The sequence below is a fragment of the uncultured Maribacter sp. genome (assembly GCF_947500985.1).
In the GTDB taxonomy this organism is placed as follows: domain Bacteria; phylum Bacteroidota; class Bacteroidia; order Flavobacteriales; family Flavobacteriaceae; genus Maribacter.
On record NZ_CANMTX010000003.1, the window covers coordinates 361,763 to 385,387 of the forward strand.

A 23,625-nucleotide genomic window follows, 5' to 3' on the forward strand; every position below is an offset into this window, starting at 1 on the left:
TAGGTACTATATAATCTGAAAATATTTAGAATTTTAACACAGCATTTTACAGTATATAGGGCTACACAGTTATTTTACGGCAGTTTTAAAATTTTATAGAAATACAAAAATTAACATTTAACAAATCAGTGCATTACCTAATTTTGACTACATTTTTAAATAAGCAAAAATCAATGAAAGCTACCCGAATCTTTTTTCTTTTTTCAATTCTATTTTGTGCTGTCTTAAACGCACAAGATGAGTTACCCTTACGAATAGATAATTCGAAGATCAAGCCCTTACAAAAACTGCTTGATAGTTCTTTACAAACGAACTTAAGAGATGAATTATCATCGCACCCAGAATGGAACGATTTGATCGTACAAAAGAAAATGGCAGTTGGTCTAGTTGATCTAAGTAATCCAGAAAATGTGCGTTTTGCACGTGTAAACGGTAATCATATGATGTATGCCGCTAGTTTACCTAAAATAGCTATTCTTTTAGCCGCTATGGATGCTATTGAAAAAAGCGAATTAAAAGAAACCGCAGAGGTTAAAAAAGATATGCGACTAATGATCAGTAAATCTGATAATTCTGCTGCAACCAGAATGATAGACCGCGTTGGTTACGAGAAGCTTGAATCGGTTATGACAGATCCTAAATATGCTTTTTACGATGAGCAAAAAGGTGGTGGACTTTGGGTTGGTAAGCGCTACGGAGGTGGCGGAGAAACAAACCGAGAACCTTTAAAAAATTTGAGTCACGCTGCATCTGTCACCCAAGTATGTAGGTATTACTATTTATTGGCGAACGGTAAGCTAGTGAACCAAAAACGATCTAAGCAGATGCTAGATATTCTTGAAGATCCAGAGCTGCACCATAAATTTGTAAATACGTTAGATAAGATTGCACCAAATGCCAGATTGTTCAGAAAATCGGGTTCTTGGCGTACCTACCATTCTGACTCCATATTGGTTTGGGGCAAGGACAGTAACAGAAGATATATTCTAGTTGCTTTGATAGATGATGCCAATGGCGAACAAATTATCAGAGATTTAGTAAAACCAATTGAAAAGGTACTAAAAAAGCCTGTACTTTAGGTATTGGAATAGCAATTTCCTTTTTTGAATGGTAGAAAGACTCATTAAAAAAAATTTCGATGTACGTGAAGGCGAGTTCAAAGTATCTCTTTGGATGCTCGCCTACATTTTTTTGGTCATCGCCGTATTGCTTATTATAAAACCTACGGTCAACGCCCTTTTTCTATCAGAATTAGGTATTGAACAATTGCCTTTTGCTTTCTTGTTAGTTGCAATAACTGCCGTAGCTACCTCTTATTTCTATTCAAAAGCAGTATCAAAATTTCCGCTTAAAAAAGTAATTGAGGTGACCATTATTAGTTCTATTGTCATTTTAATAGGCTTGGGTATACTGCTCTCGCTAGATGTGGTCAGCGGTGTGTTACTCTACTTCTTTTATATATGGGTAGCAATTTATGCAGTATTATCTGCATCGCAATTTTGGGTATTGGCAAACTTGGTATTCAATATTAGAGAAGCAAAACGATTGTTCGGCTTTATTGGATCAGGAGCTATTATTGGTGGTATTTTCGGCGGATACCTTACCTCTATTCTCGCTCCACTAATCGGTAATGAAAACTTAATGTTCGTTGCTGCCCTACTCCTTTTCTTTTGTATTCCATTACTAAGAAGAATCTGGAATATCAGAGTACGAAAAAACGGAAGCGTCAAAAAACATAAATCGGCTACCAACATTTCAGAGCCGCCATTAAAACTCATCTTAAAATCTAAACACCTCACCTACATTGCCAGTATAGTAGCCGTTAGTGTTGTGGTTGCCAAATTAGTAGATTACCTGTTTAGTGATTTTGCCTCATCTGCGATTACCGATGCCGACGACCTTACTGCATTTTTTGCTTTTTGGTTTTCGACCTTCAACTTATTATCACTGGTTATACAGCTATTTTTCACCCATAGAATTGTAGGTATTTGGGGTGTAAGTTTTTCATTGCTCCTATTACCCATTGGTATATTCGGCGGAAGTATTCTGTTTCTATTATTACCAGAGCTCTCAGCAGTTGTAGTGATTAAGGCTATGGATGGAATACTCAAACAATCTATTCATAAAAGTGCCTCGGAATTGCTGACCTTACCCCTGCCTTTCGACCTTAAGAACAAGACGAAATCATTCATCGATGTCGTAGTAGATAGTTTAGCAACCGGTATTGCCGGATGCCTATTAATATTTGTAGTGCGTGGGCTAGATCTGCCTTCATTCTATATTGGCGTTTTAATCATTGTACTGGTATGTTTATGGTTGTATTTCATTTATAAAGTTAGAATAGAGTATTACAAAACCTTTAGAACGAATTTAGAGGTATTGACAGATAGTGGTAAGAAGACCAAAAAAATCTCGCAATCAAAAGTATCTATAGTGTCTGGCATGCGCACCGTATTCAAAAATGGCACCGAAGAGCAAATTCTTTTTATGCTCGAAAAATTGATGGAAATTAATGACAAACGTTTTGCCGACGATGTGGAGTTATTATTGGAACACCCTAGCAACAAAGTGAAGTTATCGGCGATTCAGAATTTATACTTTTTAAACTCAAGGAGTATGACTGCCGAAGTCTCTGAGTTATTGAAAATCGATGATAGAGAATTAACCATTGCTACTTTGGCTTATGTTTTAAGTTTTGCCCACAAAGACAAATCTTTCGTATTTGATGCGTATTTAGAACATTCTAATGAGCGAATTGCAATGGCAGCGCTATACTGTTTAGCGAGAGCCGCAAAAAACAACTACTCTTTAAAGCAACGTTATTCGTTATTGGACCGTATTTCAGTTGCTATCAAAAACATTGAAGCAAACCAAAAAGATTACTCTTACATAGTAGCTGTCATTGAAATTTTAGGCGTGGCTAATATGCCTATATTCTACAATAAGCTCATTGCCTTTCTACATCATGAAAACGAAGAAATCGTAATGACAACAATAAAGGCCATTGGGGTAGCAACTGACCCAACATTAGCTCAACATATAATTCCGTTTTTAGCACAAAAAAAATATAGATCAACTGTACTAGAAGCTTTTAAACAATATGGGGTACAGATTTTACCTTTGTTACGAAACAATGTGCAAGAACGTTTACAACCCTTAACGGTACTTCGGTTTATACCTGCAGCAATGCAATCTTTTCATTCAAAAGAAGCTGTGCATCATTTATTAGCCATTTTAACAGATAATGACCTTACCATTCGTTTAGAAGTAATTCGTGCTTTAAGTGCAATAAGAACAACGCATCCGCAATTAAAATTCAATCGATATAAAGTGGTATCGGTCATTTTTGATGAATGTAAACTACATCATCAGACCTTATCGTCTATGCATACGCAGATTATCATATCGTACCGAAATAGAAATAAATCTAAAAAAGAAATTAGCGATGCCGAACGCGATGCTCGCACCAGTCTTTTAGAACTTTTAGAACGCCGACTAGATTCTGGATTGGAACGTATTTTTAAACTCTTAGGCTTACGTTACCATCAAAAAGATGTTAGTATAGCTTATGAAGGCTTATTGAGCGAGAAACAAGAAGCACAGCACAATGCCATTGAATTCTTAGACAACCTTTTGACCGGTGAACTTAAGCGAAAACTGTTGCCCATTATTGAAGAATCTGCTTTAGATATTTCATCTGAAGAAGAACTTCAAAAAATAAAGCATAAAATACCGACAGAACTGGAATGCTTTAAATTGCTACTACAAGGTAACGATCTTAAGGTTAAACTTGCAGTACTATACCTCATCGCACAACAAAAAGAGCCTCGGTATTTAAGTATAGTCGAAAGTTATTTAAATGATGAAGATCCTAAAATTAGGAGTTTTGCAGTAGAGGCACATGAAGCTATCACATCTGTAGTATAGTATCAAAAACAAAAAGCGAGATATTTTCATACCTCGCTTTTTTAGATTTTACAAAAGTCTACGTTAACTATTTTCCTCTAGTTCCATAACTAGGTTTGCAACCAAGGCTGTCCAACCAGTTTGGTGAGAAGCTCCTAAACCTTTACCGGAATCGCCATCAAAAAACTCATAAAAGAAATGCTCTTTTTTAAAGTGCTCATTTTTAGTAAATACATGATTAGCATCTTCTGAATGGTACACAAACTTACCATCTTCATTAGGCTCAAACAATTTAATCAATCTTTTAGAAATCTCATTTGCTATTTCGTTCAAGTTTAATTTTACCCCAGAACCTGTTGGAAACTCATATACATATTGTTTACCGTAGTATGAGTAATATTTACGAAGCGATTGTACGATCATATAATTTAAAGGCAGCCAAATTGGTCCACGCCAATTAGAGTTACCTCCAAACATGTTAGATTGACTTTCCCCAGATTCATACGAAATTTGATGATGCCCGTTATGTTGAAAAACATACGGATGTTCTTCATGATATTTTGAAAGTGAGCGAATACCATAATCGGACAAGAACTCTTTTTCATCCAATAAACGAAACAACAGTTTCTCTAATCGGAATCCGCGCATAATCGAGAATAGATAATTACCGTCTGAATTAAATTCTTCGATATTAGAAATCAAAGAAGCCAAATCTGGTCTAGTTCTAACAATTTCTGCCGCTCTAACCTTAAAGTGCTTTAGCTCATCGAACAAATCTTTATGAATGATCTCTACAGCAAACATTGGTATAATACCAACCAATGACCTCACTTTTAATCGGTCTGTATTACCATTAGACATTTCTACAACATCATAATAGAAATTATCTTCATCATCCCAAAGTGAAATATCTTTTTGACCGATGTGGTGCATTGCCCAAGCGATATTCAAGAAATGTCTAAAAAATTTAGCCACACTATCCTCATAATTCGGATTCTCTTTTGCCAGCTCAAGAGACATTCGAAGCATATTCAAGGTAAACATCGCCATCCAACTAGTAGCATCTGCCTGTTGCATACGTGTTATACCCTCTGGCATATGGTTACGATCAAAAACTCCAATATTATCCAAGCCTAAGAATCCGCCTTCAAAAAGGTTGGTTCCACTTTTATCTTTTTGGTTGACCCACCAAGTAAAGTTGACCAATAACTTCTGATACGCTTTTTCTAAAAAGTTTGTATCGCCTTTCCCTGTTCGTTTTTTATCTTTCTCATAAACCGTCCACACTGCCCATGAATGTACAGGTGGGTTTACGTCACTAAAATTCCATTCGTAGGCAGGTATTTGTCCATTAGGATGCATATAGCTTTCACGTAAAACCAATAGCAATTGCTCTTTAGCAAAATAAGGATCAATCTCTACGAAAGATGCCATATGAAAAGCAAGATCCCATGCGGCATACCAAGGGTACTCCCATTTATCGGGCATAGAAATTACATGACGGTTGGTCAAATGTTCCCAATGTACATTTCTAGAATCTGTTCTATAAGGTTTAGCTTCTCCTGGTCCGCCAAACAGCCATTTATATACATCATAGTAATAGAACTGCTTCGTCCAAAGTAAACCAGAAAAGGCTTTTTTAGCAATTTCTTGTTGCTGAACCGGAAGTTCTTTTTTTAAGATATTACCATAAAACTCCTCACACTCTTTAATTCTCTTTTCAAAAATAGCATCGTAATCACCCCATGGATCGGCAAGTTTCTTTTTACTAAGACGGACTTTTATTGATTTTTCTTCTCCAGATTTTAAACGAAGTTTATGCCACACAGCAAATTTGGAACCTTTTTTATCTGGATTTACCGTTGGTTGCCCATCAACAACATGGTCATTGATACCATCTTTTACGTATTCGACCTCATTAGGTACACCGTAAATACGTTGGTTGTTAGTTTCGTTCTCACAGAAAAGCTGATCTCCATGCTCATGATAAAAATAGTAACGACCATTTCGCGTACTACGAGACTGTACAGAACCATCTGAAATAGATTTCATCTCAGGTCTTTCAAACCTGTTGTTATGCTTCCAAAAATTACGAAACCACAAATGCGGAAGTACGTGAATATTAGCAGCTCTTGGACCTCTATTAACTACAGTAACCTTCATTAAAATATCACCAACATCTTCTTTGGCATATTCTATGAAGCAATCGAAATAAGTATTATTGGCAAAAGCCTTGGTATCTAAAATTTCGAATTCAGCTTCCTCACGACTTCTGCTTTTATTCTTTCTAACCAGCTCGGCATATGGAAACTTCTTATGCGGATACTTATATAAATATTTGGCATACGAATGCGTAGGTGTAGAAACCTGATGAAAATAAAGTTCTTTTACATCTTCGCCATGGTTACCCTCATAATTAGTAAGACCGAATAAACGCTCTTTTAAAATGGAATCTTTTCCGTTCCAGAAAGCTGGTGCTAGACATAGAATTTCTCTAGAATCGCAAAATCCACCAATACCTTCTTCTCCCCATCTATAGGCGTTACTACGTGCTTTGTCATGACCAACAAAACTCCATGCATGCCCTTCTGGACTATAATCTTCTCTTACTGTACCCCATTGGCGCTCTGCCAAATAAGGACCCCATCTTTTCCAGTTTTTATAATTATCCTCAACGGCTAATCTTTCTTCCTCAGCATTTTTATGGACCATAAAGTCTTTTTCAATTATACACTTTTCTTTTCAACTTTCATTGCGCAAGGGCAATCTAAAAAGTTTTACAAATGTAATATCCGAACAGGATATCATGTTAAAAATACTATTTGTTATAGTATAAGATTGATTAACGTAGACATCAAGTGATTAGTATTACTTAATCTGTACAATATAGAGAAGTACACTGTTAACTTGTTAAAATTAACTTAGTTAAACTATGAACATCATAATTTACATTTTGCAAGAGTAAATGTCTTTTATAACAGATTGTTAGAAATGACCGAAACTACCGGTTTATAATTAGAATGAAAATGCGTTAAGATTCTAATCGCCAAGGCGGATTTAATCTATTTTCACCACCGTAAAACAAAATTAGTTGATTGCCATCGAAATCTTTTAACCGTGCCTCTCTCCACAGCCACCTTTCATCTGTTGGTTCTTGATCAAATTGTATTCCGCTATTTTTAAGATGCTCGACCTTCTCATCAAGATCATCACATTCAAAATAAATATATACACCATCTCCTTCAGGTAATTTTACGACTAGGTGAATAGAAAAAGTTGAGTTCCCGTCCGGACATTCAAATCTCGCATAGTTAGGAAGCGATTTTACAATCAATTTTAATCCTAATTTTTCATAGAATGATATTGCTTTCTCGACATTTAAAGAAGGAACAGTTATTTGGTTTAGATTCATACAAGCAATATAAAATTATCACTTAAAACATAAAAACTAAAACTGCTCTTTAACCAATTCCATATTAATTACCGCACCTACCATAGTACCCGATGCTACAGAGTTTGCCAATGAACGCATCTTTATACTATTATCGCCACAAGAGAATACACCTTCAATTGTAGTTTTGTACATGTTATCAACCTGAATGTAACCTTCTTCATTTAATTCGCAACCTAATGCATCAGGTATATCGCTATGCTGAATAAAAGGCAAGGCAGCGTAGAGCGCTTCGTACTTTTCTTTACTTCCGTCTTCAAAAACGATGTTGTTTACATACCCGTTCTCATGTTCAACCTCAACAATTTTCTTATCTACAATATCGATATCATTATCTTTTAATTTGCTCAATTGTTCTGAAGAAAAAGAAGCTGGCTCATTAGTCAGCATACGAATATCTTTGGTGAGATTGTTTACCATAGGTGCTAAATGATAGGCGCGCTCACCGTTTGCGATAATACCTGTCTTTTTATTTCTAATCTCATACCCATGACAATACGGGCAATGAACAACAGAGATACCCCAACATTCAGCAAAACCCTTTATGTTGGGTATGATGTCTTTAATGCCGGTAGCAAAAACCACTTTTTTAGCGGTATACGTTGCTCCCGTTGCCGTGCTAACAGAAAAGCCATTTTCATTCTTTGAACCGCCAACTGCTTTGTCATCTATGAAGCTTACAGTCTCATATGCTAAAACTTGAGACTTTGCTATCGCACTAATCTCGCTGGGGGTTTTACCATCTTGTGTTAGAAAATTATGTGAGTGTGGCGTTTGCCTGTTACAAGGCTTACCGCTATCAATTACCAATACTTTTCTTAACGACCTACCTAAAGACATCGCTGCTGCTAAACCAGCGTAACTACCACCTACTATGATTACATCAAAATTATTTGTTGCCTGCATATTCTTTTAATAAAATATATTTAAATGAATTATTCCATTAGTTCTGACCACTAAAACGCTACATGATTTGATTTCATCAAACTCATTATTGCAACTTAATCGCATTAATAATTATCGGCAAATATATAAATAATTTGTATTATTGCAACTAAATCGCATTAAAAGACATTTTTAAATGAAAAGAAGAAATACAGCAACAAAAGATGCCGTGCTTTCTGTTATAGAAACTTCTGGCAAAGCCATGAGTCAAACTGCCATTGAAGAGAAAATAGGTGTTGTTATAAACAGGGCTACTATTTACCGTGTTTTAAATCGTTATTGTGAAGACGGAATTTTACATAGAATTGCGGCAGACAATGGTAGGCAATATTTCGCCATATGCGTAAAGTGCGATGAAGCTGAAGAATCTCTACATCATTTTCATTTTAGATGCGAGAAATGTGATACTATAGAATGCTTGCCTATTCCTGTTAATTTCGCTCTGCCCAAAGATTATCAACTAACACAAGTAAACTGTGTGCTTTCTGGAGTTTGTAAAGATTGCGCTTAATATTAGCTCCTTAAGAAGTAGTATTACCCACCTTGTCCGTTCTCTAGGTTGATAGAAAAATAGTAATCAACCACAGTATAGAGTATCAATGCTAATAATTGAATAATCAATAGGTAACCCGCTTTTTTCTTGACGAAAAACAGGGTTGAAAAAACGATTAAAAACAAGAGATTAATAGTCATAAAAATCGGGAAGATGACCTCTTTATAAAATCGATCAAATTCTGTCAAATGACCATCTGGGAAACCTACCATAGCATTTGTATAATATAATAGACCAACTACAATCAAACTTATAACAATACCAATACCAGCAAATTTACGCTCCCTTATTATTTGCATACTACACTACTTTAGTTTCGGTCTTTTTATAAACTAGTTCAAGAATAAAACAAAAAACAATTATACCTAATGCGGTTAACACCCCTACTTTATTCTCAGAAAACTGCTGAATAATCAATGTCGAAAAAGCCAATAAACAAAGTACACTTGCCAGTAAATGAATATAACTTCTAGATTCTAGTTCTTTGTGTTCTTTGTAACCGATGTAATTTACGATGCAAAAAATCAACAAAAAGCCTGCACTACCCGCTGTTGATATACTTTTCAGATTAAACAGATTAACCAATGCAATTGACAGCAATGCCGTTATTAAAAACCCTATAGGTTTACCCCAAAAAATATGGCAAAAATACTTCGGCAACTCGTCGTCTTCTGCGATGTCATAATTAACCCTGCCACTACCTAATACAGTAGCGTTAATAGCTGAAAAAGTGGAAATCAATGCCGTAACGGTCATAACGGTAAAACCAATTTGACCTAATGTTGGCTCTGCGGCTTTTGCCAATACATAATCTTGGGCATCTGCTATCTGATTAAATGGTAAGGCACCAACAGTTACGATAGCAATAAGAATATATAATATGATTACAAAACCAACAGCACCAAAATAAGCCTTGGCCGTATTCTTCTCTCTATCTTTTAAATCGGCTACGGAATTTGCAATTAATTCGAAACCCTCATATGCAACAAAAATGACCATACCACCAGAAAGTATGAGCATGGGGCTCTCCCAATTTTCGGGTGATAATTGTTGTAAATTTTCTGGATGAGCAGACAACCCATAAAAACCTACACCAATAAATGCAACCAGAATACATAGTTTTATGATCACTGCCATAGACTCTATCTCACTAACCAGCTTAACACTTAAATAGTTGATGAGCAGTGCAATTAGTAAGATGGATGTTTGAAATATACGTGTGTCGATTTCTTTTGAACCTGAAACCGAAAGTAATTCGGTCGCATAGGATCCAAATGCCGATGCGTAGAGTGCTAGCATAACAATATAACTGATCCACAACAGATTATTGATACCGCCAGCGAAAATTCCGTTACCAAAGTGTTGATGCACGAACTTTACTGTACCACCATTTTCTGGATATTTCTTTGAAAGTTTAGCATACGAATATGCAGTTAGCAATGCAATTATACCTGCCCAAAGAAATGCGACCGGTGTTGCACCTTTAGCCAAGGCCACCGCAAGCCCAAGAACGGCAAAAATACCGCCACCGACCATACCGCCTATACCTATAGAGATAGCATCTTTAAGTCCGATTTTCTTATCCATTTCCCTGTACTTTAGTTCATAATATTAATTACGCACATCAGTTTCTAGAATGGCGTACTCAAAACTATCTGACCATCCGGATTGTAAGGGGAGAATTTTCCGCTTTCGACCTTCTTGTTTCATCCCTACTTTTTCCATCACCTTTGCCGAACCTATATTAGCTACTGCACAGCCTGCTTCTATTCGATGAAGCTGAAGCACATCGAATCCGTAGTTCAAAACTGCTTTTAAAGATTCTGTTGCATAACCTTTATTCCAATAATCGAGATGTAGTTTATACCAAACCTCTGCCCTCTTATATTTTTTAGGACCCAATCTTAATCCGAATAAACCAATAAATTCACCATTCGTTTTATGCTGAATAGCAAAGGTATAATTTCGGATTTCGGCAGCGTTATTAGCTTCGACCCAAGGAGTTATCACTTCACGGGTTTCTTGTAGGTTTTCAGGTATACCAAGGGTATTGAATTTATCTGTTTCGGGTATGATATGTAAGCGATGAATAACTTCTACATCTGCCACGCCAATTAGCCTTAATTCTAATCGATCTGTTTGTATTTTGAGTTTGTTCATGGCTGATGTGATACGTATTGAAACTATAAATATAACTTCAAATATAGGTGTTGAAGATTTTAATTAACAGGTAAATAAATGACAAAAGTAGAACCTTTGTCTTTCTTGCCAATAGCATGAATATAACCATTATGTTTTTCAACTATCTTTTTACAAATGGAGAGTCCGATACCTGTACCAGAATATTCGGTTTTGGAATGTAGCCTTTGAAACACCTCAAATATATTACTAGCAAATTCGGGTTCAAAGCCAATACCATTATCTGCAAATGAGATTTTATAATAGTATTCTGTAGTCTTACTAAAGTTTTCTACAATTTCTGAATTTCGTACCTTTTTAGAGCTAATGACTATTTTGGGAGCTACATCTTTTTTGCTATACTTTATAGAATTACTAATAAGGTTCGTACAAAGTTGTTCGATTTTAAAAGGTATACCCAGAATAACAGGCAAATTCTCGTAAGAAATAGAAGTACCGGTATCTTTAATGAGTTGCGATAATTCATCTTCAATTTTCCCTATAATTTCACCCAAAGAAATATTTTCGAATTTTGAATTAACCTTATCTATTCTTGAATAGGAAAGTAAATTCTGTATCAATTCTCGCATTCTAAACGTACCATCTTTAATCTTTCCAAAATAATTTTGAATACTGGCAGGCATGTTCTTTTCATCATCGTCTTCTATTCGAGAAATAAACATTTGAATTTTGCGTAAAGGCTCTTGCAAATCATGACTAGCTACTCTATTAAAAGATTCTAGCTCTTCATTACTAAGCTTCAATTTCTCATAACTATCAATAAGTGCTCTATCTTTTTCTACACGGCTAGTAATATCTTGCACAATACCCACCGATACAGGTCTATTGTCTATTTCAACATATTTTCCTTTTAAATCTAAATGCCTTACGCCTTTCGTCTTGGTAAAAACACGGTATGCAAAAACGGTAGATGCACCTTTCTCTTCTACATTGGCACCTATTGACTCAAATATGGCAATATCATCTGGATGCACAAATTCTTTGTAAGAGCTAAAAGTAACCTCAAAGCTATTGGGCTCAACCCCAAGAATTCTATAAAAGTTATCAGAAACCGTTGCTGTACCATCATCTAAATACCAAATAAAACTACCTACACCCGCTACATTTTCAGCCTCTTTAAAAATGGTGTTTTGAAGGCTTAAGTCTTCATTCAGTTTTTTGAGCTCTTCTTCAGCTTTTTTAATTTTTGAAGTATCCCAAGCGGTATTTGTAATTCCGTTAGCAGATTTTACAATCGTATTAAAAATGTATTTTTTTTCACCTTCAAACGTATATACACTCTCATGCTCTTGGGTATTGCCACTAACATAACACTCTTTCATTAATGCAAAAAGTCCGTTTTCCAAAACCATTGGGTACATCTCTAAAAGTGAGCCACCTATAATATCATTTTGTTCTGACCCTGTTACTTTTTCTATGGCATTAGAGGTATACCTAAATTGAAAATCGATTATATTCTTGTGTGCATCTACAATGGGTTCAAAATGACTAATGACATTGTTCGAGCTTTTATATACACCCTTTAAAAACTCTTCAGTTTCTTGTAGCTTTTTATTCTGAATAAAAACTTGTCTGTTTACCTCTTGAATTTCACCTTTCTGCTTATAGATACTTATAAAACCAATTAGAAAAATACCCAGGGCCGTTAAGCCAACCAATAAAGATGACATCGGCGTTAAAAATGATTGCGACGTGTATTCTTCTTTTCGAGCAACCATTAAATAGTTCTCTTCAGAAAGCATTCTATCTTTTATGACCTGAGACTCCGCCACAATTTTAGATATTCGTTCATTGCGTTTATAGCGTAAACCAACAAGATGAATTACTATACTATCTTTTACTTCCAAACTATCTTGTGAACCAATAGCATCAACGATGGTAGTAGTGTCTATTTCAACCTTAATTCTGTCTCGTAAAAGTTGTAATGCTTTAACGCGCTCTTGTTGGGCATCGTTATCTGCCGTAAGTGTATTCAGCCTATCTAACGACTGACCCATTTCTGTAAACACAATGGCAGAAAGATTACTCTCTTCGGATTTAAAAAGTTTTTTAACTTGAATAGCTTCTACCTCTAAAAATTTAGAAAAAAGCTCTATAATAGTACGCTGTACCTCTAGTGTGTGCGAAACTAAATCTCCCGTTTTATGAAGTCTATTTACTTGTTTGTAGCCTACACTAACGGTATATAGTAACAAGGCAATTGCTAAAACTAATAGAACAATATAGGTTTTGGCAGAACCAATAAGTGACTTTAACTTCATCATGTTCTCTCTAGAAAATAGGCTTTTCATTCTTAGTAACAGGTTAAAGGGGGTATTACCGATCATTAAAATTTCAATAAATGAATATACCTCATTTTAAGACTATCATACTCAAATATTCAAATAAATATAAAAATGACTTTCAAGAACTTAAAACGCTGTCAACTATAACTATATACCCTAACCTTACTAATTCATCAATTGAAAGTCTACATTCCCTTAAAGGTAATAGCAAATTAAAGAACAGTTAATACGGCCAAAAGAAAAGGCCCATTTCAATAACTATAGAAATGGGCCTTTTATAAAATTGAAACTTTTTTTAATCTTGTAGCGCAAATTCTTGGTGGTCTTTCTGAGCACCTTTTTTATTCTCTTCTACTATATCTTGAATAAACTCATCTATTTGATCCTTTGTAACATTGGGCATACATATTACATGCGTAATATCATCGGTCGCTAATTGCCATTTCTTTTTAATGGCATCGGCAACTTTAGGCAACACAACGGTAATAGCCCCTTCATTCTTCCATGCGTTGATGCCTATTTTTAGAAGTTCTTGCTTACAATACTCGGCAGTTTCTAAACTATGACGGTAACGCGCTTCTAAACCTTTTACACCCATTTTTTTTATGGCGTACCACAAAAACAGCGGACTATGTCCGTTTCTAGAACCTGTAATGGTGGTATCTAACGAACCGATATATGATATACCCCTTGCTATTCTATCTCTCAACGAGCGCTTTGCTATAATGACACCAGAAGGAAATGGTGAACCAATAAACTTATGACCGCTGATAGAAATACTATCGGCGCCATCTTGAAAATCGAACGGAATACGTGGTTCTATAAAAGGACCATAAGAACCCGCCAAAGCAGCATCGCAATGTATGTAGTGATTTTGAATAGCCAATTTCTTCAATATTCTTTTCACCTTCGAAACATCATCTTTCGCCTCGGTCATAGTCGTGCCAAATGTGGTTAGAACAATAGCTGGCTTATCTCTGTTCAATTGCAAGGTGTTTTCTAAATCTTCATAATCTAATTCGCCATTCTCTTGCGCTCTAATCGTAATACTAGGTAAGTTTAATAAATGAATATTTTTCTTTACACTGTAATGTGTAGATTCTGAAAAATACACCATTGCTTTGGGGTGAGATTCCCTTGCCAAGTATAAACCATACAGGTTACTTTCAGAGCCACCGTTAGTTACATATCCCCAAAAATCGTTTGGATCTGCTCTATATAATTTCGCGAAGAAATCAACCACTTCACGCTCCATTTCATGTGTTTGAACCTTATACGTATTATCTTCATAAGGGTCGCCAACATTATTTATGGGGTGCTTTAAAAACTCGTATAATCTTGAATAATCAAAATCTTTTGCTACTGGATAACCTATAACTCTGTCTTTCTCTTGAATTAGCTTGGCTAACAGCTCATCTATCTGTTGTTCGTTATTCATATTCGTTGTAGTTTGTTATGCGTATTTTAATTCTGTAAAAGTACAGTTACTAATAATTTATTACTTATTTTTATTAAAATACAGAATATTAAACTACCATAGTTAATTTAGCAGTTTTGAATAACTACTTAAAGGTTTGTTGAGTTAGATAACAGAAAAATAATCTAGTATGGATACGATTGATGGCAAAATATTGATGCAACTTCAAGAAAATGCGAAGCAAAATACCAAAGAAATTGCAGCTAAAGTAGGATTGAGCGTTACCCCTACCTACGAAAGAATTAGAAAGCTAGAACAACAAGAAATTATAAAAGCATATGTTGCCCTACTCGATAGAACGAAAATTGAAAAAAAATTAATCGCCTATTGTCAAGTTACCTTATTGAAGCAACAAAAGAAATTGGCAGACAGTTTTAAAGAGCAAATATTGTTACTACCCGATATTATGGAATGTCATCAAGTATCGGGTAATTTTGATTATTTACTTAAAATCGCATTAGATGATATTGCGGCGTTTCATGAATTTATGAATGAAAAACTATCGATCATTGACGGAATTTCTACCATACACAGCTCGTTTGTATTGAATTCTGTTAAAGATAGTACTGCTTATAATTTATGAAAAAAGAGGTTTAGGAATAATAAAGAAAAGACCTTAAACCATATGAACTCAAGAGCTAGAATAACTGAATAGGTAACTTCTTTTAGTTCTTAATCTCAGAAAAATCGACCTCTTTAAATTCGTTAGTATTATCAACATCAAATGGAATTGGTTCTAGATACGCGTGAAATTCATCATATATTTCTCCGGTCTCTTTTCTGATCTTATAGCTCGACTCTTGTAATTCAGATACTACTTCAATATCGTAAAAGTCTTCATTCTCACGAATAATTATATCATCTACAAATCCATCTAAATTGCCAATTGCTTGTTTTACAAAATCGATATGCTTTTTGATATCCTCTGTTAAGTTAAAATAGGGAATCGTTCGTTCACTTGTAAAATCATAAGGATTTGCAACAGAGTTTTTATAGGTTGTTTGCGTAGTAATATTCACCCCTACTTCAAAATAATAGATAGTATTTATAGGAAGATATTTATATTGATTTCTAAAAGAAACATATACTTCTTCGCCATTTGATAATACGGTTGCAGATGTAAAATTATCGAGACTTACATTACCTCCAATTGAATTTAAAGCCAATGATACAATAGTATCTTCACCGATTTCAATAAGCTTTGTTACCTCTTTTGACATTTTAGAGTTTTTTTCTTGTGATTGCTGCGCACTACAAACCGGGGCAATTTGCATGAATAGAATAAAAATAAGGCTCGTGATGATTTTCATTGTTTGATTTTGGTTAAAGATTGAAAGCTGATATAATAAGTAGCTTAACTTTTAGATATTTAAGTCTTCATCAGTCACAACACGAGCTACTAAATGGGCTATGCCTAATTCTCCAGTAAATTCTCCTCTTTCTTTAATTACATTGCTTTCTCTTTTTGTTTATCTTCAAAATAAAAGACCGTTCCGCCTTCTTAAACATTTAAGATAACTTATTCAAAGTCTCAATAATCTCTTCAGGTTCTGAACGTGTTCTGTAATCAACATTTACATAGCTCCATTTAACAACGCCATCCTTTCCTAAAATAAATGTTGCGGGTATTGGTAGTACACTTCCATTCCCATTATTTATTGACTCCAAATCTAGATTACGATCTACGCGCATGTGATCCAACAAAAAATCCGGCACCTCCCAAGCAACCCCATATTCAGAAGCAACTTTTGCATTTTGATCGGACAAAACGATAAAATCCATCTCACTGATTTCACTTTTTGTCAATGAGCCGTCTGGTACTTGCGGACTTATAGCAACTAACGTAGCACCTAATGCATGAATTTCACTGAGTCTAGCTTGCAATGCCCTAAGTTGCAAGTTGCAATACGGACACCAATCGCCACGATAAAAGGTAACTACAACAGTACCTTTTTCTAATAAACTATCTAACGATATCATTTTACCTATCGGATTTGGCAGCTCAAATTTTGGAGCCTCTTGCCCAATCTTAATTGCATTATTACCTCGTTCAAATGCCTTTGCCTCATTAATAACATCGTCCACACCTTTCATGAATTCAGGTTTAGCCGATCTACCAGCGGCAATTTTAGCATCAGTTTGTTCTTTTAAACTTTTCATTAATTTAATTTATTATACAAGGTAAGGTATATGTTCTCTTTTCATATTGATTGCCAAAATTTATATAACCGAAACAGTAATTACAACTATAAAAAATACAGTTATAAATTAATATTAGTAGGAACTATTGTCGCATAAAAAAAGACAAAAAAATATTTCTTAGTTCTTTTTTCTCCTAATTAGTTATCTCATTAAACTTCTCCCAAAAAACATTGTCGAAAGATGATAATGCAAAATTTTCTTCAGATCCCGTAGCCTCACCCATTCTTATAATTACCAAATTCTCACTAGGTACAATGTAGATGCGCTGTTCATCTTTACCTAAAGCTGCAATCATATCTGCTGGTGCATTAGGAATAAGAGATCCTGGAAATTCTGTTTGCGTAGATGGTAACATGAAGTCACTTTTTCCATTTAACCACCATAAATAGCCATAAGCCAGGTTTATATCTTGAGAAGTTGTTGTGCTTTCTAAAAAGAAATCTTCATCTACAATTTGATCTCCGTCCCAATTTCCATAATGTGAAGCAAGTAATCCAAATCTTGCCATACTTCTTGTATTACTATGGTATATGCGATAGATAAATCCGTTATTCCAGAATCCATCCATACCTATTTTAGCCGCTAATTCGGTATTAAAATAAGTTTCAAATTCGGTTCCACTGGCATCTTCGACTACATTCATTAATCGTTGAAATACGTTACCATAAGCCCAGCGTGTACCCGCATCGGCAAGCGCAACCAAATTCGCTTTGATTACCAATTGAGGTTCGTCGTCTAAACCAGAGGTCATTGTCAACAAACTTTTTACGGTAATTAAATTTTCTTGTTCTATTGGGGCACTTGTCCACTCGGTTCCAATATAATCAGACACTTTATTCTCTATATCGATTAATCCGTTTAGTTGCGCAATACCAGTGGTAGCCGTTACCAAAGTTTTCCCAGCACTATTCCACTGCCAAGTATCGTTAATCGTATGGTCATTATAATATTCTTCTACCACAATCTTACCATCGACCAACACCATAAAAGATTTTGTATCACCCTCAATAAGAAAATCTTCTAATTCTGCAAGTTTATCAACATTCCAATTCAATTCTGAAGGTGATACACTTTCCCAGTCATTTGTATTAATAGGTGGAAAATAAGTAGAGGCTTCTATTGGGTTTGGCTCATTTGTATCAACCGAGACGGAATCATCTGATTGACAGCTTAAAAGTATAGATAGTATACCTATATAAAATAATCTATGTATCATGTTATTTACTCTTTAGAAAGGTTTAATTTATTCAACGTACTCAAATCTAATTTGTTGCGTAAATAATTGTCTATTCTAAAGAATGTACATCACAAAAAAAAAGCCAATATGAACACATACTGGCTTTCTTCTTAGAAGAAATAAAAATCTAAACTACTCTTCCCCCAATTCGGTAATTTTCTTCTCGTATAGTTTTTTACTCTCTACAACGGCAACGTTCAATTCTTGCATTATACCGTCTACACGACCTTCTATGCTTTTCATTTGATCATTGATATTATCGAAAGAATTAAGGGCTGCAGCTACTTCTAATGCTTTTACCACCTCAACGGCATCGCCATGTAACAACCTTAATTTATCTATAGCCGTAGAGGTATTCGCTAATGTTGCGTTGTATTTGGTACGCGCCTTTTCTATAGCGCCCAAGAGTGTTTTTTTGCTTTTTTCATCACTTAAGCTATTGGTCTGTGTTTCCATTGCTGTAAACAGGTTGGAAGCTTTCTCTTTTAAATCTTCGTACTCTTTATTCAAGTTATTAACACGACGATCTACTTTCTCCCAATCGCCATATACCTTGGCGAATTCTTTATCTTCATTTTTGGTGTCTTCTAAAGCACTTTTTAAGGCATTCAAAGATTCTAGACCTCTGTTTACATTTTTATTAGCAGTCTCTTTCTTATTCTCAAAATCGTCTACTTGAGACTTGAATTTATCTTTTAAACGAATAAGATCTTCAGGACTTTTATCTTTCCAGCAAGAAGTTAGTGTAAGTGCAATTAGAGCAACAAATAGTGTTCTTTTAAACATGTAATAGTTTCTTTAGTTAATGGTAAAGCAAAGATACATATTCTAAGATGCTTTTAATTTGAAAATGAAATAGCAAGAGTTTTTAGTTGTAAGTAACTAAAATGTCTGCTGCTTTTTTTAAGTCAGATACCACTATTTCTGTTTTTGGAGCTAACGGATATTCTTGTTGACCAGATCTACCAATAAACGCTGCTCGCCACCCTGCCCAAAGTGCTCCAGCAACATCCCAGCCATGGGCTGCGATGAGCATACACTCTTCTAGCTCCAAACCCATTTGCTTTGCTCCCCATACGTACGTGTCTGTAAAGGGTTTGAATTTTTCCGTTGGCTCAACACTTAGCATTTCATCAAAATACTCGGTTAGTCCGGCATTTTTAAATTGCTTGGTTAAACCTTCTTTAGATGAATTGGTGAATGCCACTAATTTGTATCCGGCGTTTTTTAATTGTGTAAGCGCTTTCTTAACCTCAGGATGCGCTGGTAAATTGCCCATAGACTCAGAAATGGTTTTACGCGCATCTGCTTCCTTCAGGTTTATATTATGATTTGCAGCTACCATTTGCAATGCGGCAGCACCAATATGACCAAATGGCTTGTATTGACCACTAGCCGAAGTCACTAATGAATACTGCAACATTGTTGTAAACCAAAGAGAGAGTAAATCTTCTCTTCCGTCTAATGCTTTGCCTACTTCTTTTTTAACTTTAGAAAGATCTAAAAGTGTTTCGTTTACATCAAAGAATAAAACTTTAGGTCGTACTTTTATAAAGGCTTCAGGTTTCTGTGTTTCGTACATCATATCGTTCGTTCTTGCCAACAGCTATAAGTTATATTCTTTTACTGAATATATAGGAGACTATTAATGAAACAATAGCAATAACAGCTATCATTTGTCCTCCATCGTTTATCATTACATGTGCAGTAATAGCCAAGGTCACCGCAAAGAAAAAAGCCGAATATGCCCATTCTTTTATTAAGTGAAACTTAGGATTCCAAATTGCGAACAGACCAATTAACTTAGCTGTGGCATATGGATAAATAAGGTAAGTAGGATACCCCAATTTTGTAAATATAACTTTTACCATGTCATGCTTAAAGAAATACAAATTAGCAGAAAACAAGATGACCAAGGTAAAAATACCTGTAGCGATGTAATAGATTATTTTGTTCGTATTCATAATTATTGGTAGTTAACTAGTTGCTTATACTATTTCAGCTTTTCTAAAGCCGTTAATATTTCTGACACTTCTGCTCTTTCGGTATAATCTGCATCTAAAAATGCATATTGTATGATGGCATCGGTATCGATCACATAAGTCGCAGCCAATGGCAGTTCATTACTATGATCTCCATTTACCTTACTCAAACCAAAACCTGCTTCATACATTGCAGCAACCTCTTCGGTTAATGTATATACTACGCCATATTCTTTGCCAACAACATTACCAACATCGCTCAACACAGAAAACGCTAACGTATTCTTTTCTGCAGTGCTTAATGAGTTATCTGGCAACTCTGGTGTAAGTGCGATCAAGGTAGCACCAGCTTTTTGAAATTCAGGAAGTTTCTCTTGTAAATAATGTAGTGTGATGTTACAATACGGACACCAGCCACCTCTATACCAAGTAACAACTACAGGTCCGTTTTTAAGTTCCTCATACAAAGAAACCGATTTTCCCAATGCATTTCTCAAGGTGAAATTAGGTGCTTTGCTATTGACATTCAATGCATTTTCTAATACACCGGATGCCGCAACACTACTAATACCCTCAGCATAGGTTTGCTTTTTCTCATCGGTAAATTTTACTGCTGCTTCTTGGCGTTTTACCGCTAATAAAGCATCTAGTTCACCTTTATTAGTTGTACTCATGATAGACGGATTTATATTTTTATTAATCGGCAATTAGTTCGCCTAGTATTTGTTTAAAAGTAGAAACGGGTTGCGCACCTGTTACTGCACTTTTCATATTAAAAACAATGGTCGGCACAGAATTTACACCCATATTTTTCCATTCGCCTTGTTTGTTTCTTACCTCAAATCTCGCTTCTTCACTGTCTAACCTAGCCAGTGCCTCGTCTGCATTTAAACCGACCGCTATTAAGGCTTCTTTCAAAACAGCTCTTTCAGAAACATCTTTTCTTTCGGTAAAGAAAGAAGTAATCAATCGCATTTTCAGCTCGGTCTGTTTTCCAAAATCCTTAGCATATTCTAACAAAACATGAGCTTCAAAGGTGTTCGACATACGCATCTCATCAAAATAATCGAATTTGAAACCTAGCTCTTCACCAATATCTGTCATGTTTTGGCGCGATTCGATTTGCTGTTCTATTGTAGAACCATATTTCTCAGTAATATGCTCTGTTATATTTTGCCCTTCTGGTGGCATACCAGGATTTAGCTCAAACGGTTGCCATTCAATCTCTACCTGATCTTCAATACCTAGTTCTGAAATCGCTTTTTCTAAACGCTTATACCCAATAATGCACCATGGGCAAACTACATCAGAAACGATATCTATTTTTAATTTCTCTTTCATCTCTTAAAATGTTACCAATTCACTGAGCTGAATCTCACCTTGTACATTGCTATAATTTTTAACATCTGCCGCAAATGTCGCTGCATGAGGACCAAATGCCGCTTGAAAAGAAGCTACATCCTCAAACTTTAAATGAGCAATGGCTACATAGGGTGCAGCGTCGCCTGCCGCTCTGCCACCAACACCTAGATCCAATTCCAATCCTTTCAATGCATTACCCACTAGTTTTTGAACCATTGGCAAGTGCGTATTTTTATAATAATCAGTATCGAACTTTACGTCTTTACTATTCGGATACATTACAGATACCTTTATCATTTTTTGAATTTTTAAAGTTGAAAAAAGTAGCGGTTCTATTCAATCAAGAAACGCTACCTAGTATATTCTAGTTTTCTGATAAAATTTGACGAATCATTTGATTGGTGAATCCCCATTCGTTATCATACCAGGTCATCACTTTTAATAAATCGCCATCTACGACTCTAGTCATACCTAAATCAACAGTTGACGCATGCGGATTTTTCACAATATCAGAAGATACCAAAGGCTGATCTGATGTAGCAAGAACGTTCTGATATCTTTTAGTAGCCGCTTCTTCCCTAAAAATAGCATTAATAGCTTCTGGTGTAATATCATGTTCCATTATAAATGTTAGATCGGACATTGAACCTACCGGAATAGGAACACGTAAAGCAACACCATCAAATTTACCGGCTAAACCTGGTAAAGCTTTAGTGGTTGCAATTGCTGCACCAGTAGATGTTGGTACTATATTCGCCGCACCGGCACGCCCCATTCTTAAGTTTTTCTGTGAAGGAGAATCTACAATACCTTGCGATGCCGTATACGCATGCACCGTAGTCATGATAGCTTTCTTTATACCAATTCTACGACTTAAAATCTCAACAACAGGACTTATGTTATTTGTAGTACAACTAGCACATGAAAATATAGTAGTTTTACCTGCCTCTGTATTTACACCATGAACTACTGTTGGTATATCTTCACTTTTTGTTGGTGCAGAAATAATAACAGATTTAGCACCTGCTTTAATGTGTTTTTTAGCGTCTTCACTTTTGGTAAAGAAACCTGTACTTTCAATAACTATATCAATATTATGCGCTGCCCAAGGTAAATCTTCAGGATTACGTTGAGAGTTGTATTGAATTTTTTGACCATCTATGATCAAGTTATTCTCATCATGAGAAACCTCTTTTTCATAAATTCCATAAACTGAATCATACTTAAGTAAATAAGCTATATTTTCTATAGACACGATATCGTTTACCGCTACTAACTCTAATTCTGGAGTATCCAAAATCACCTTTAAAGAAGCGCGACCTATACGCCCCATTCCGTTTATTGCTATTTTTTTCATTTTGATTTATTTAGTTTATTAAAATTAAATAACCTTCCGCCTAAAGACGGAAGGCTACTAAAATCACTCAATCAACATATGGTTTCGGGGAAAAACTGAAACCTCAATTATTTAGACCATGCAAAACCTTGAAAAGGTGCGTCTACTGGTGTATGCGCAATATGGTTTGTATAGTTACTGATAACTTTTTGAGATAGACCTAAGATAATTTCTAATACTTGTTGCTCACCATAACCAGCTGCATAAAAAGCATCTAAATCATCTTGAGTTACATTACCACGGTTACGAACTATAGTCAATGTCATAGTTCTTAGTGCTTCTAATTTTGCATCTGCTAACGGAGTTTCGTTACGTAACGCTTCTGTAATAGTGTCATCAACCTTCATCATTCCTGCTATACCTGTATGTGCTGGTACACAGTAATGGCAGGCGTGCTCAACATTTATAGCTTGCCATACTACCGTTAACTCATCATTATTGAATGAAGTTTCAGTAAAGAGCTTATGTAATGTTTGGTATGCTTCTAAAATTTTAGGTGAAGCAGCCAATACACCGTGCAAACCAGGAATCATACCAAATGATTTTTGAGAGTTCTCTAATAATCCTTTGCTACCTTCTGGTGCAGACTCAATATCGTGTACTTTTAAAGTTGTCATAATCTTATTGTTT

23 protein-coding genes are annotated in these 23,625 nt (G+C 35.3%); 4 read left to right on the plus strand and 19 right to left on the minus strand.

The features are described 5' to 3' along the window. Positions 1-173 precede the first annotated feature (173 nt). Both Q0871_RS07990 and Q0871_RS07995 read left to right on the plus strand, forming a co-directional pair. Positions 174-1,079: a serine hydrolase gene (locus Q0871_RS07990; RefSeq protein ID WP_299320790.1), complete on the plus strand. Its 906-nt coding sequence runs from the start codon at positions 174-176 to the stop codon at positions 1,077-1,079. A gap of 28 nt (positions 1,080-1,107) precedes the next feature. Then, complete coding sequence (locus tag Q0871_RS07995; RefSeq protein WP_299320793.1) at positions 1,108-3,927, plus strand: Npt1/Npt2 family nucleotide transporter; 2,820 nt, start codon at positions 1,108-1,110, stop codon at positions 3,925-3,927. A 63-nt stretch (positions 3,928-3,990) separates the two neighbouring features. Here the strand turns inward: Q0871_RS07995 and Q0871_RS08000 are convergent, their stop codons facing one another. The 3 genes from Q0871_RS08000 to Q0871_RS08010 form a co-directional block, all read right to left on the minus strand. Beyond that, positions 3,991-6,618 carry a glucosidase gene (locus Q0871_RS08000; protein WP_299320795.1) on the minus strand — a complete coding sequence of 876 codons (2,628 nt, stop codon included), beginning with the start codon at positions 6,616-6,618 and terminating at the stop codon, positions 3,991-3,993. Between the two features lie 319 nt (positions 6,619-6,937). Then, positions 6,938-7,318: a VOC family protein gene (locus Q0871_RS08005; protein WP_299320797.1), complete on the minus strand. Its 381-nt coding sequence runs from the start codon at positions 7,316-7,318 to the stop codon at positions 6,938-6,940. Positions 7,319-7,354: 36 nt separating this feature from the next. Then, complete coding sequence (locus tag Q0871_RS08010; RefSeq protein ID WP_299320799.1) at positions 7,355-8,263, minus strand: NAD(P)/FAD-dependent oxidoreductase; 909 nt, start codon at positions 8,261-8,263, stop codon at positions 7,355-7,357. Between the two features lie 175 nt (positions 8,264-8,438). Here Q0871_RS08010 and Q0871_RS08015 point away from each other — a divergent pair, with 175 nt between their 5' ends. Beyond that, positions 8,439-8,813, plus strand: coding sequence for a Fur family transcriptional regulator (locus Q0871_RS08015; RefSeq protein WP_299320801.1), 375 nt, complete (start codon positions 8,439-8,441; stop codon positions 8,811-8,813). A 23-nt stretch (positions 8,814-8,836) separates the two neighbouring features. Here the strand turns inward: Q0871_RS08015 and Q0871_RS08020 are convergent, their stop codons facing one another. The 5 genes from Q0871_RS08020 to Q0871_RS08040 all read right to left on the minus strand — a co-directional run bounded on the left by Q0871_RS08020 (position 8,837) and on the right by Q0871_RS08040 (position 14,777). Further along, the gene (locus Q0871_RS08020) at positions 8,837-9,154 is read right to left on the minus strand and encodes a hypothetical protein (protein WP_299320804.1); all 318 of its coding nucleotides are present in this window, start codon (positions 9,152-9,154) and stop codon (positions 8,837-8,839) included. A gap of 1 nt (position 9,155) precedes the next feature. Next, positions 9,156-10,442: an APC family permease gene (locus Q0871_RS08025; protein ID WP_299320805.1), complete on the minus strand. Its 1,287-nt coding sequence runs from the start codon at positions 10,440-10,442 to the stop codon at positions 9,156-9,158. Positions 10,443-10,466: 24 nt separating this feature from the next. Then, positions 10,467-11,015 carry a GNAT family N-acetyltransferase gene (locus tag Q0871_RS08030; protein WP_299320808.1) on the minus strand — a complete coding sequence of 183 codons (549 nt, stop codon included), beginning with the start codon at positions 11,013-11,015 and terminating at the stop codon, positions 10,467-10,469. Positions 11,016-11,074: 59 nt separating this feature from the next. Further along, entirely contained in the window at positions 11,075-13,345 is a 2,271-nt protein-coding gene (locus tag Q0871_RS08035) for an ATP-binding protein (RefSeq protein ID WP_299320809.1), read from the minus strand. 289 nt (positions 13,346-13,634) lie between these two features. Then, entirely contained in the window at positions 13,635-14,777 is a 1,143-nt protein-coding gene (locus Q0871_RS08040) for a histidine decarboxylase (protein ID WP_299320812.1), read from the minus strand. Positions 14,778-14,946: 169 nt separating this feature from the next. On the opposite strand from Q0871_RS08040, the gene Q0871_RS08045 reads away from it, so the two are divergent. After that, a complete protein-coding gene (locus Q0871_RS08045) occupies positions 14,947-15,399 on the plus strand; it encodes an Lrp/AsnC family transcriptional regulator (RefSeq protein WP_299320814.1) in 453 nt (150 codons plus the stop codon). An 82-nt stretch (positions 15,400-15,481) separates the two neighbouring features. Here Q0871_RS08045 and Q0871_RS08050 read toward each other — a convergent pair whose 3' ends face one another. The 11 genes from Q0871_RS08050 to Q0871_RS08100 form a co-directional block, all read right to left on the minus strand. Continuing rightward, the gene (locus tag Q0871_RS08050; RefSeq protein WP_299320817.1) at positions 15,482-16,126 is read right to left on the minus strand and encodes a hypothetical protein; all 645 of its coding nucleotides are present in this window, start codon (positions 16,124-16,126) and stop codon (positions 15,482-15,484) included. A 199-nt stretch (positions 16,127-16,325) separates the two neighbouring features. Further along, positions 16,326-16,976 carry a peroxiredoxin-like family protein gene (locus Q0871_RS08055; protein WP_299320819.1) on the minus strand — a complete coding sequence of 217 codons (651 nt, stop codon included), beginning with the start codon at positions 16,974-16,976 and terminating at the stop codon, positions 16,326-16,328. A 175-nt stretch (positions 16,977-17,151) separates the two neighbouring features. After that, positions 17,152-18,234 carry a serine hydrolase gene (locus tag Q0871_RS08060; protein ID WP_299320821.1) on the minus strand — a complete coding sequence of 361 codons (1,083 nt, stop codon included), beginning with the start codon at positions 18,232-18,234 and terminating at the stop codon, positions 17,152-17,154. Positions 18,235-18,387: 153 nt separating this feature from the next. Next, positions 18,388-19,041 carry a hypothetical protein gene (locus Q0871_RS08065; protein ID WP_299320824.1) on the minus strand — a complete coding sequence of 218 codons (654 nt, stop codon included), beginning with the start codon at positions 19,039-19,041 and terminating at the stop codon, positions 18,388-18,390. A gap of 82 nt (positions 19,042-19,123) precedes the next feature. Next, complete coding sequence (locus tag Q0871_RS08070; RefSeq protein WP_299320827.1) at positions 19,124-19,858, minus strand: haloacid dehalogenase type II; 735 nt, start codon at positions 19,856-19,858, stop codon at positions 19,124-19,126. Positions 19,859-19,868: 10 nt separating this feature from the next. Continuing rightward, positions 19,869-20,219: a DoxX family protein gene (locus Q0871_RS08075; protein WP_299320829.1), complete on the minus strand. Its 351-nt coding sequence runs from the start codon at positions 20,217-20,219 to the stop codon at positions 19,869-19,871. 29 nt (positions 20,220-20,248) lie between these two features. Continuing rightward, positions 20,249-20,911, minus strand: coding sequence for a peroxiredoxin-like family protein (locus Q0871_RS08080; RefSeq protein WP_299320832.1), 663 nt, complete (start codon positions 20,909-20,911; stop codon positions 20,249-20,251). 22 nt (positions 20,912-20,933) lie between these two features. Beyond that, the gene (locus Q0871_RS08085) at positions 20,934-21,578 is read right to left on the minus strand and encodes a DsbA family oxidoreductase (protein ID WP_299320840.1); all 645 of its coding nucleotides are present in this window, start codon (positions 21,576-21,578) and stop codon (positions 20,934-20,936) included. Between the two features lie 3 nt (positions 21,579-21,581). Further along, the gene (locus Q0871_RS08090; protein ID WP_299320842.1) at positions 21,582-21,896 is read right to left on the minus strand and encodes an EthD family reductase; all 315 of its coding nucleotides are present in this window, start codon (positions 21,894-21,896) and stop codon (positions 21,582-21,584) included. 67 nt (positions 21,897-21,963) lie between these two features. Continuing rightward, positions 21,964-22,956: a type I glyceraldehyde-3-phosphate dehydrogenase gene (gene gap, locus Q0871_RS08095; protein WP_299320845.1), complete on the minus strand. Its 993-nt coding sequence runs from the start codon at positions 22,954-22,956 to the stop codon at positions 21,964-21,966. A 107-nt stretch (positions 22,957-23,063) separates the two neighbouring features. Next, a complete protein-coding gene (locus Q0871_RS08100) occupies positions 23,064-23,612 on the minus strand; it encodes a carboxymuconolactone decarboxylase family protein (RefSeq protein ID WP_299320848.1) in 549 nt (182 codons plus the stop codon). Positions 23,613-23,625 lie beyond the last annotated feature (13 nt).